The organism is Haliscomenobacter sp., assembly GCF_033763495.1.
Taxonomy (GTDB): Bacteria; Bacteroidota; Bacteroidia; order Chitinophagales; family Saprospiraceae; genus Haliscomenobacter.
In genome coordinates this window covers 1-10,035 of the sequence record NZ_JANRKL010000106.1, presented here as the reverse complement: position 1 = coordinate 10,035, position 10,035 = coordinate 1, and the positions used below count along the sequence as shown (strand labels likewise).

Here is a 10,035-nt window from a genome sequence, read left to right as displayed (position 1 = left end):
GTGAAAATCTAGGCTACAACCTTTTTTGGATCTTAGTATAGATAAAAAGCTACCGCCATCTTTTTTTTGTGAAAAAATTTACCCGATAGCTTTTTATCTTTACTTGAGCCCTATCACTCGCTTAACTTAATGGCGATGGGGGCAACCCTACGTGGTTGCCCTCTATATCATCGTGGTTACCCACACATCAAAGCCAAAAGTACAAATACGGCAAATAAAAAGCCGTAAATAGGCCATTTAAAGCCATAGCCAGCGCTGCTGCTGCTGCCATCAAATCACTTTCCTGCTGGGCCCGAGCGGTGCCGATGCCGTGGGAAACGGTTCCAATCGCCAAACCTCTGGCCATCTCATCTTTGACACCCACCGTACGCAAAAATGGCAGACCCCACACTGCCCCCATGATCCCGCTCAGGAGGACAAAGGCTACAGTTAAGGAAGCTTCGCCCCCAAGTGCTTTTGATAATTCCAGCGCGATAGGGGTGGTAACTGCTTTGGTGGACATGGCCTGTACAAAAGGTGCGGGCAACTCCAGCCAGCGGCTCAGGTACACCCCCACTACCACATTCACCAGGCCACCGACACAAACTGCTACAACAATCGACAAGGCTTTCTTTTTCAAAGCTGCTGTTTGTTCGTACAGAATCAGGGCAAGGCAAATGACGGTGGGCGAAAGCATAAACACCAGGGAGCGGGTAGCTTCCAGGTAATCTTCCACTTTTGCCCGACCAATTTGTAGCACAATTGCAAGTAGGATAATGGCCACCAAAACCGGATTGAGCCAGGATTTGCGGTATTTCAAAAAAAGTTGTTGCCCCCCAAGGTAGGCCCCCAGGGTGAGGCCGATCATCAAGGCGGGTTCGCGGAAAGGATTCATCGATTCAGCAATTTGAACACCAATACGGTAGTCAACCCACTGATTGCAGAAGTGAAAACTACCAGGAGTGCCAGTTTCCAGCCATACTGCAACATCCGCTCGGCATGCAGCAATATGCCCAAACTAGGTGGTACAAAAAATACACCCATGATCCCCAAAAAACCTTTGGCGGTGGTTTGTACAGAAGCGTACGAAACCCATTTCAATTGCAAAGCTACCCATAATGCCAGCATGCCGATCACGGCGCCTGGTATGGGTAGCTTTGCCAGTTGGGAGGTGGCTTCACCTAGTGCCCAAAACACAAAAATCAGGAACAAGCCCCTTAAAATGTTCACTTAGAGCTTTTTGACGTCGTAAACCAGATAGTTGGTTTTACCTTGCCAGGGCAAAGCTTTTACCTTTTTGCGGTAAAAAAGTTTTACCTTTTGGCCTTGCAATTCATCTAATTTCGCAGCAACCTCGCCACTGGGAACAGAAAAATTCCAGCCATTCATTGCCTGGGTTTTGCTATCCGGCGCAATGTTGGGGTTCAAAGTGAGGGTCCCCGTATTCAGGTTTCCTTCGTGCGTTTTGAACAAAATTCCCTTGTAGGTGATGTTGGTCAGGGTACCGCTGGTCGTTCCTTTACTCAGGGTGAAATTGCAATAAACGAATATATAGCCCAATAAACCGACAAAAACCAGCAACAAAGCCCACAAAAGGAGTCTGCGGAGTTTTTTACCGATGCTTTGGGCACCTTCTTTGACAACCTGTTCGAATTCGCTCATGACTAAATGATTTTGAGTGATAAAATTACAATTATTGAGACGCATTTTCCAGCCCAAGGGAACTTTTAGTGGCCCACTTGTGTTTTTTTTTGAAAAAATTGATGCAGCCGTTTGGATAAAAGAAAAACATCGCTGTATATTTGCGCACGCCTTTCGAAAAAGGGTATGTTCTTTACATGGTGTGGTAGCTCAGTTGGTAGAGCACAGGACTGAAAATCCTGGTGTCGCTGGTTCAATTCCTGCCCGCACCACCATTTTTATCTTATGAATACAGTTTTCGCACATACTCATCATCATCATGGCTTACTTTCGTAAGGCAAATGGTCAATGAGTATGCTGCGTTAAGTCAGTATTAAATCTCAAAAGAGGTCTACCATTTGTCGGTAGACCTCTTTTTTTTGTCCCAAATTATCCAAACAAAGGACGATGAAGCAAGTAGTAGTTTGTCCATCGTTCTCAAGCACAAAACACGATGTCTACCAAACTCAAAATTGCCGTGCAGAAATCCGGGCGCCTGCAAGAGGACTCGCTGGAAATGCTGCGAGAATGCGGGGTGCGGGTCGATAATGGCCGCGATCAGCTCAAAGTATCCGCCTCTGGTTTTCCGATGGAATTGTTTTTTCTCCGCAATTCAGATATTCCGCAGTACGTCGCAGATGGAGTTGCAGATGTAGCGATTTTGGGACAGAATACGGTCATTGAAAAGGAAAAAAATCTGGAAGAAGTACTACCCCTGGGATTTGCCCGCTGTCGACTTTCCCTGGCGGTCCCCAAGGGTACCGTTTATTCGGGGATAAACTGGCTGCAAGGCAAAAAAATTGCCACCTCTTACCCCAATACGCTCCGTGCCTTTTTGGAAAAACAAAACATCCAGGCGGAAATCCATGAAATTGCCGGATCGGTAGAAATTGCCCCCAATATTGGTTTGGCAGATGCAATTTGCGACCTGGTCAGTTCGGGTAATACCTTATTTATGAATGGCCTGGAAGAAAAAGAAGTACTGCTTAAATCGGAAGCTGCCATTTTTGCCAGCCGCAACATGAAGCCAGAGGCTCGTGAGTTACTGGAAAAACTGCTCTTCCGCTTTAAATCCGTTTTGGCCGCCCGCAACAACAAGTACCTATTGATGAATGCTCCAAACGAAGCCCTCGAAGCCATCATCAATATTTTGCCTGGCATGAAAAGCCCTACTGTAGTGCCATTAGCCGCCGAGGGTTGGAGCAGCGTACATACTGTAATCAGCGAAGATCGGTTTTGGGAAATCATCGATCAACTTAAAGCAGTTGGCGCTCAGGGGATTTTGATTATTCCAATTCAGAAGATGATTCTTTAGCCATTTCAGCTATCAGCAATTAGCTTTCAGCAATGAGTGGCTTCTGGGATTCTGGAATTTAAGCAAATATGAAAAGTTATACCTATCAAGATATCGTCGCTACACCTTCTTTATTGGCCCGGCCAGCAATGACCGCCGCCAATTTGGACGCCATTGTGGGGCAAATCCTGCAAGACATCCGGGAGCGTGGAGACACTGCAGTGAAGGAGTACACCCAACGTTTTGACAAAGTGACGCCGGGTGACCTGGAAGTGAGTGAAGCGGATTTGGCAGAAGCGGAAACCTTGCTTGATCCAGCCTTGAAAAAGGCGATTCAAACTGCTAAAAGCAACATCGAAACTTTCCATGCCCGGCAGCAAAGCCAACCCGAAGTGGTGGAAACCATGCCAGGTGTATTTTGTTGGCGCAAAAATGTGGGCATTGATAAAGTGGGCTTGTACATTCCTGGTGGTACTGCCCCCCTTTTTTCCACGGTATTGATGCTTGGCGTACCGGCTAAATTGGCGGGTTGCCAAGAGATCATCTTGTGTTCTCCACCCAATCAAGCAGGCAAAATTCACCCGGCCATTTTGTACGCAGCCCAAGCGGTTGGGGTGACCAAAATCTTTAAGGTTGGTGGCGTACAGGCCATTGGTGCTTTGGCCTATGGCACGGAATGTATTCCCAGGGTATACAAAATTTTTGGCCCAGGCAATCAATATGTGACCGCAGCCAAACAACTGGTTAGCCGAGAAACAGTTGCGATCGACATGCCTGCTGGCCCTTCCGAGGTGTTGGTTTGTGCGGATGCTCAGGCTGATCCTGCTTTTGTCGCTGCTGATTTATTGGCCCAAGCAGAACACGGAATGGACAGCCAGGTAGTTTTGCTCTCGCTGGATGCCAAATTGTTGGAAGAGGTATTGCAAGAGGTAGAACGGCAGGTAGCACTTTTGCCTCGGGCTGAAATTACCCGCAAAGCACTGGAAAACAGTGTGGCAGTATTGGTCAATGACCCAGCGGAAGCTTTGAGCTTGATCAACGATTACGCCCCGGAACACTTGATTCTGGCGATGGAAGATGCCGAAGCTTTTGCTGAGCAAGTTCAAAATGCCGGTTCGGTTTTTATTGGGAATTACACCCCTGAGTCAGTAGGCGATTATGCCTCAGGAACCAACCATACTTTACCTACCAATGGTTATGCTCGGGCCTACAGTGGCGTCTCCCTGGATTCCTTTGTCAAAAAAATCACTTTTCAGCGATTGACGGCGGAGGGCTTGAAAAACATAGGCCCAACTGTGGAAACGATGGCGATTGCGGAAGAATTGGTTGCACACCAGCGGGCAGTGAGCATTCGATTGGAAAAGATGAAAAGCCAAAAATAGCAACAATGGAAATAGCCAATTTGGTTCGTCCCAATATCCGCAAACTGGTGCCTTATTCGTCGGCGCGCAGCGAATTCAAAGGCAAGGCCGAGGTTTTTCTGGATGCCAACGAAAACCCTTTTGAAACAGGGCTCAATCGTTACCCCGACCCCTTGCAGTGGAAACTCAAAGCAGCGATCAGCCAATTAAAAGGTGTACCTGCCGAACAAATATTCCTGGGCAACGGCAGCGATGAAGCTATTGATCTCGTAGTGCGGATTTTTTGTGAACCCCGTCAGGACCACATCCTGATTTTACCACCTACCTATGGGATGTACCAGGTTTCGGCAGATATTGCCGATGTGGGTATCAGGACTGTATCCCTCACCCCGGATTTTCAGCCCGATGTTGAGGCCATCCTGGCCGCAGCAGATGAACAGTCCAAAATCCTGTTCATTTGTAGCCCCAATAATCCAACGGGCAACGATGTAGAATTGGAACGCATTCGTAGCCTTTGTGCCCAATTCAAAGGAGTGGTCGTAGTGGATGAAGCCTACATCGATTTTTCCAATCAAGCCAGTTGTACCTCATTGTTGCCCGAATTCCCCAATCTGATCGTTTTACAAACTTTCTCCAAAGCCTGGGGTATGGCGGGCATTCGTTTGGGTATGGCTTTTGCTTCCCCCGAAATCATTCAGTTGTTTAATAAAGTAAAACCACCGTACAACATCAATCAACTCACCCAACAAATTGCCCTGGAGGCCCTGGAAACCAGCCAGGATGATTACCGTCAAATCCTTTCGACCTTGCTCAGCGAGCGCGAACGGTTGGTCAGGGGCTTGGGTGAATTGAAGTTTGTGGAAAAAATATTCCCCTCGGATGCCAATTTTATCCTGGTGAAAATGGATGATCCCAATGGCACCTATCAATTTTTGGTAGAAGAGGGGATTATCGTGCGCAACCGAAACTCGGTACACCTTTGTGCTGGAAGCCTGCGCATCACCGTAGGACGCCCGGAAGAAAATGACGCATTGTTAACTGCTTTGAACAAGAGGCCATGAAAAAAGTACTCTTCATCGACCGGGATGGAACCCTGGTTTTGGAACCCCACGATTATCAGGTTGATGCTTTGGATAAAGTGGAGTTTTACCCCCGTGTTTTTCAATACCTGGCCAAAATTGTGCAGGAACTGGATTATGAATTGGTCATGGTCACCAATCAGGACGGCCTGGGTACTCCTTCTTACCCGGAAGATACTTTTTGGCCTGCCCACAATGCGATCATGAAAGCTTTTCGCAATGAAGGCATCAATTTTGCGGAAGAGGTTATTGATCGAACTTTCCCCCACGAGAACAAACCCACCCGCAAACCTGGTACCGCCCTATTAACCCACTACATGGATGGGAGCGTGGACCTGGCCAACTCTTTTGTAATCGGCGACCGTATTACTGATGTACAACTAGCCAAAAATTTGGGGGCTAAAGCGATTTGGATGGTAACCGATCCCCAATTGGGTGCCGACGAAATCAGCAACGATGCGCGGAGTTTGCAGGAGGTGATTGCCCTTAGCTCCACCGATTGGGGCGAGATTTACCGCTTTCTCAAAGGACGGCAACGCAGCGGGAAAGTACACCGGGTGACCAAAGAAACCGATGTTCTGGTACAGCTTGATCTGGATGGCCAGGGACGCTACAACAACCACACCGGGCTAGGCTTTTTTGACCACATGCTGGATCAACTGGCCAAACACAGCGGGGCCAATCTGGAGGTGCGGGTGCAAGGTGATTTGCACATCGACGAACACCACACCATTGAAGACACTGCCATTGCCCTTGGTGAAGCCTTCCGTCAGGCGGTAGGGGACAAACGGGGAATGGAACGCTACGGATCTTGTATCTTGCCCATGGACGACTGCCTGGCTACTGCCGCCATCGACTTTAGCGGCCGCCCCTGGTTGGTTTGGAACGCTGAATATCGCCGGGAAAAGGTTGGTCAAATGCCCACTGAAATGTTCTACCACTTTTTCAAGTCTTTCAGTGATGCCGCTCTTTGCAACCTCAACATCAAAGCCGAAGGTGAAAACGAACACCACAAGATCGAAGCTACCTTTAAAGCTGTAGCGAAAGCCATCAAAATGGCCGTAAAACGAGATGTAAACAGCCAGGAATTACCCTCCACCAAAGGGGTTTTGTAAGCAAGAATGGGTGTGAGTGTGAAGTGTGAAAGTGTGGGAGAATTTAGGCCAACCCACGGATTTATCCGTAAGAAAGGGTGTGAGTGTGAAGTGTGAAAGTGTGGGTGTGCTGGCCTTCCATTCCCCAGAAACAACGCCAACCCACGGATTTATCCGTGGGAGGCAACTATAAAAAAGAACCCATGACTTTAGTCGTGGGAAAAGTCATGACTGATGCGTGGGATAGCCATGACGGATGTCGTGCGAAAAAGAGTAGCTATGATCGCCGTAATCGACTACAACGCTGGCAACGTCCAATCCGTCCTCTTCGCTCTGGAGCGACTAGGAGCCCCGGCCATCCTCACCGATGACCACGCAAAAATACGCGCCGCCGAAAAAGTGATCTTCCCTGGCGTTGGTGAAGCCAGCACCACCATGCATTTTTTACGCGAACGGGGCCTAGATGAGGTCATCAAAAGCCTGACCCAGCCAACCTTGGGCATCTGTGTGGGCATGCAATTGCTTTGTGCCCATTCGGAAGAAAACGATACCCCTTGTCTAGGGGTTATCCCGCAACGGGTTAAAAGGTTTATCCCGGTCAATGGAGAAAAAGTACCCCATATGGGTTGGAATTCCCTGTCGCGTTGTGCGGATGAAATATTCACGCCTGAGCTCAGTGGCGAATACGTCTACTATGTCCACAGTTACTACGTGGAGCAGGGGCTGTACACCAGCGCTTTGAGTGAATATACCCTGCCCTTTAGTGCGGGTTTGCACAAAGACAATTTTTACGCGACCCAGTTTCACGTAGAAAAATCAGGAAAGGTGGGGGAAACGATCCTTCGCAATTTTCTGAAATTGTAAAAAAATCAATACATAAGACGGCCACATAGGGCTGCGCAACACACTCATTCTTATGCAAATTATTCCTGCGATTGATATCATTGAAGGCAAATGTGTGCGCCTTACCCAGGGTGATTATGCCCAAAAAACGGTCTACAATGAAGACCCTCTGGAGGTAGCCAAGCAATTTGAAGATGCTGGGTTGCAGCGTCTGCACCTCGTTGATTTGGATGGCGCCAAAGCCAAACGCATTATCAACTACCGGGTATTGGAGCGACTTGCAGGGGCGACCAAACTGGTGATCGACTTTGGTGGAGGCCTTAAAGCGCATGAAGACCTGCGCATTGCCTTCGAATCGGGGGCCCAACAAGTGACGGGAGGTACCGTAGCGGTGAAAGAACCGGAATTATTCCTGGATTGGCTCAAAGTATATGGTGGGGAGCGCATCATTTTGGGTGCCGACTTCAAGGATGGCAACATTGCCGTAAGTGGTTGGCAGGAGCAAAGCCAATTGGAGCTGTTTGCTTTTTTGCAGGATTACATCACTAAAGGTGTACAATACAGCATTTCCACCGATGTATCCAAAGACGGATTGTTGCAGGGAAGTGCCATTGAAACTTACCAACGCATTCGGGAAGAGCTTCCCCAACTCAAACTCATTGCCAGTGGGGGGGTGACTACCCTGAAAGAATTGGAACGCTTGCGGGAAATTGGCTGCTATGGGGCCATCATCGGCAAGGCAATTTATGAAAACAAGATTAGTTTAACTGATTTAATGGCCTTTAACTCCTAAAACACCTATGCTAGCTAAACGGATCATCCCCTGCCTCGATATCAAAGATGGGCGTACCGTCAAAGGCGTTAATTTTGTCAATCTCCGCGATGCCGGGGACCCTGTAGAACTCGGTGCGGCCTACAGCGAAAAAGGAGCCGATGAATTGGTGTTTTTGGACATTACGGCCACTCACGAAAAGCGCAAAACCATGTCGGAACTGGCGAGATCCATTGCCCGACACCTTAATATTCCTTTTACCATTGGTGGCGGCATCACCTCTATTGACGATGCAGCCGCCATGCTGGCCGCTGGGGCGGATAAAGTTTCGATTAATTCTGCGGCAGTACGTCGCCCTGAGTTGATTGATGAACTGGCCTTAAATTTTGGCAACCAGTTTGTGGTACTGGCCGTTGATGCCCGCCAAATTGACGGCGAATGGATTGTACACCTGAATGGGGGGCGTATTCCTACGGAAATTCGACTATTTGATTGGGTGAAAGAAGCGGAATCGCGCGGAGCAGGTGAAATTCTGTTCACCTCCATGGATCACGATGGCACCAAAGCTGGTTTTGCCTTGGAGGCCACTGCCCATATCTCCGAATTGTTGTCCATCCCGGTGATTGCTTCAGGTGGAGCAGGTAACATGGAGCATTTTTACGATGTTTTCACTACAGGAAAAGCCGATGCAGGGCTTGCAGCGAGTATTTTTCACTTCAATGAAATTGCTATCCCAGACTTAAAAGGATATTTGAAGCAGAAAAATGTGGTGGTGCGCTAAGCATTGAAGATAAGGAACGGTATAAAAACGGTGAGGGCCAGACGTTGAATCGTACTGGCCCTCTATTGATTAGTTTAGGTGTCTCTGTCTTAGATCTTCCTGCGTAGCGACACTGCGAGCAATTAGTGGCGGTTGGAGCTAGAAGGTCTCATTCTTGTAACAGTATTAGGAGTCATTTTTACTTCATCCAAAATATTTGATTGAGCAGGAGAATTTGAAGAAACATTTCCAGAAAACACAGAGCGGTTGACACTGGAATTGTCACGATTGGTGAAAAAGTCTGCACCATCGATATAAGCGCTATTGTTTTGGAGGGTATTTAACCGGATCAATGACTGATTCAGTCCATTGTTGATCGCCCGGCTGAAAAATGCACCACCGTACAAAGCGAAGTTATCTTTCAAAATGCAACCTTCAACTTTTACATTGCAGGTACCACCATTGCCAACGTTCATCACTGCTCCACCTTCAACTTGGGCATTGTTTTGGAAGAATTTGCAATTGGTGATTTCAGAGGCATTTACCGCGCCGGCGATAGCCAGATTATAGATGCCTGCTGCGTAGTTGGATTTGTTGTCTTGGAAAGTACAGTTTTTGATCAGTACGGCATGATTGCCCATAGAGGCTTCGTTGTACCAAGCTGCACCAGTACTCGTGCGGTGACCTTCCTGTTCTTTTTCATTGGAGTTTGAAGCATTTCCCATACAGATGATGAAACCATCTACGGTTACCTGAGAAACATTCCGAGTGTAAACTACATTGAAAGAATTGTCATCGGCAGAGTTGGTATCACCAATGTTGCCAGAAAGGATGGTTGGGTTGATTTCCCAATTGCGATTTTGCTCAGATGTTTCGTTACCAACGAAACCTCCAAGTAATGTAATGCCCTCGTTGATTACAAACGATGCATTCCGATTGCCAGTCTGCGAAGGTGTATAAACACCAGCAGCCACCCAGATTTTTGTTCCTTGCTTTGCGATTTGCAAAGCTTGTTGAAGGTCACCAAAAGCTTGACTCCAAGATGAGCCATTGCCTTGTGCTCCCTTCTTCACGAACAGAATCTGCTGTGCGTTCATCTGCAGGAAAAAACCTGCCAAAACTAAAGTTGTAAAAATTGCCCTTTTCACGTTGCCCGCATTTGTAAGATCAGAA

At 47.8% G+C, this 10,035-nt stretch carries 10 protein-coding genes, 1 tRNA gene and 1 pseudogene; 8 read left to right on the top strand and 4 right to left on the bottom strand.

What is annotated here, in order from left to right; translation table 11 throughout:
* Positions 1-187 precede the first annotated feature (187 nt).
* The 3 genes from SFV55_RS11555 to SFV55_RS11545 are packed head-to-tail and all read right to left on the bottom strand — an operon-like array spanning position 188 to position 1,641.
* Complete coding sequence (locus SFV55_RS11555; protein WP_320029657.1) at positions 188-874, bottom strand: LrgB family protein; 687 nt, start codon at positions 872-874, stop codon at positions 188-190.
* Positions 871-1,209 carry a CidA/LrgA family protein gene (locus SFV55_RS11550; RefSeq protein ID WP_320029656.1) on the bottom strand — a complete coding sequence of 113 codons (339 nt, stop codon included), beginning with the start codon at positions 1,207-1,209 and terminating at the stop codon, positions 871-873. The genes SFV55_RS11555 and SFV55_RS11550 overlap by 4 nt, the downstream gene beginning before the upstream one ends.
* Positions 1,210-1,641 carry a hypothetical protein gene (locus SFV55_RS11545; protein WP_320029655.1) on the bottom strand — a complete coding sequence of 144 codons (432 nt, stop codon included), beginning with the start codon at positions 1,639-1,641 and terminating at the stop codon, positions 1,210-1,212. It abuts the gene before it with no gap.
* A gap of 178 nt (positions 1,642-1,819) precedes the next feature.
* On the opposite strand from SFV55_RS11545, the gene SFV55_RS11540 reads away from it, so the two are divergent.
* The 8 genes from SFV55_RS11540 to hisF all read left to right on the top strand — a co-directional run bounded on the left by SFV55_RS11540 (position 1,820) and on the right by hisF (position 8,883).
* Positions 1,820-1,895, top strand: a tRNA-Phe gene (locus tag SFV55_RS11540).
* A gap of 218 nt (positions 1,896-2,113) precedes the next feature.
* Positions 2,114-2,974: an ATP phosphoribosyltransferase gene (gene hisG / locus SFV55_RS11535; protein WP_320029654.1), complete on the top strand. Its 861-nt coding sequence runs from the start codon at positions 2,114-2,116 to the stop codon at positions 2,972-2,974.
* Positions 2,975-3,042: 68 nt separating this feature from the next.
* Positions 3,043-4,335, top strand: coding sequence for a histidinol dehydrogenase (hisD, locus tag SFV55_RS11530; RefSeq protein ID WP_320029653.1), 1,293 nt, complete (start codon positions 3,043-3,045; stop codon positions 4,333-4,335).
* Positions 4,336-4,340: 5 nt separating this feature from the next.
* Positions 4,341-5,375 carry a histidinol-phosphate transaminase gene (gene hisC, locus SFV55_RS11525; RefSeq protein ID WP_320029652.1) on the top strand — a complete coding sequence of 345 codons (1,035 nt, stop codon included), beginning with the start codon at positions 4,341-4,343 and terminating at the stop codon, positions 5,373-5,375.
* The gene (hisB, locus tag SFV55_RS11520; protein ID WP_320029651.1) at positions 5,372-6,508 is read left to right on the top strand and encodes a bifunctional histidinol-phosphatase/imidazoleglycerol-phosphate dehydratase HisB; all 1,137 of its coding nucleotides are present in this window, start codon (positions 5,372-5,374) and stop codon (positions 6,506-6,508) included. Before hisC ends, hisB begins: the two co-directional genes overlap by 4 nt.
* Positions 6,509-6,721: 213 nt before the next feature.
* The gene (gene hisH / locus SFV55_RS11515) at positions 6,722-7,351 is read left to right on the top strand and encodes an imidazole glycerol phosphate synthase subunit HisH (protein ID WP_320029650.1); all 630 of its coding nucleotides are present in this window, start codon (positions 6,722-6,724) and stop codon (positions 7,349-7,351) included.
* A gap of 52 nt (positions 7,352-7,403) precedes the next feature.
* Positions 7,404-8,123, top strand: coding sequence for a 1-(5-phosphoribosyl)-5-[(5-phosphoribosylamino)methylideneamino]imidazole-4-carboxamide isomerase (gene hisA / locus SFV55_RS11510; protein WP_320029649.1), 720 nt, complete (start codon positions 7,404-7,406; stop codon positions 8,121-8,123).
* Positions 8,124-8,130: 7 nt separating this feature from the next.
* A complete protein-coding gene (gene hisF, locus SFV55_RS11505) occupies positions 8,131-8,883 on the top strand; it encodes an imidazole glycerol phosphate synthase subunit HisF (protein ID WP_320029648.1) in 753 nt (250 codons plus the stop codon).
* A 122-nt stretch (positions 8,884-9,005) separates the two neighbouring features.
* Here hisF and SFV55_RS11500 read toward each other — a convergent pair.
* Positions 9,006-10,035: pseudogene (locus SFV55_RS11500) on the bottom strand (hypothetical protein); the annotation flags it as partial.

Excerpts from the sequence above, each read along its gene's own strand:
- SFV55_RS11555 (WP_320029657.1), bottom strand. The coding sequence starts at position 874 with ATGAATCCTTTCCGCGAACCCGCCTTGATGATCGGCCTCACCCTGGGG.
- SFV55_RS11545 (WP_320029655.1), bottom strand. The coding sequence starts at position 1,641 with ATGAGCGAATTCGAACAGGTTGTCAAAGAAGGTGCCCAAAGCATCGGT.
- hisG (WP_320029654.1), top strand. The coding sequence starts at position 2,114 with ATGTCTACCAAACTCAAAATTGCCGTGCAGAAATCCGGGCGCCTGCAA.
- hisD (WP_320029653.1), top strand. The coding sequence starts at position 3,043 with ATGAAAAGTTATACCTATCAAGATATCGTCGCTACACCTTCTTTATTG.
- hisC (WP_320029652.1), top strand. The coding sequence starts at position 4,341 with ATGGAAATAGCCAATTTGGTTCGTCCCAATATCCGCAAACTGGTGCCT.
- hisB (WP_320029651.1), top strand. The coding sequence starts at position 5,372 with ATGAAAAAAGTACTCTTCATCGACCGGGATGGAACCCTGGTTTTGGAA.
- hisH (WP_320029650.1), top strand. The coding sequence starts at position 6,722 with ATGCGTGGGATAGCCATGACGGATGTCGTGCGAAAAAGAGTAGCTATG.
- hisA (WP_320029649.1), top strand. The coding sequence starts at position 7,404 with ATGCAAATTATTCCTGCGATTGATATCATTGAAGGCAAATGTGTGCGC.
- hisF (WP_320029648.1), top strand. The coding sequence starts at position 8,131 with ATGCTAGCTAAACGGATCATCCCCTGCCTCGATATCAAAGATGGGCGT.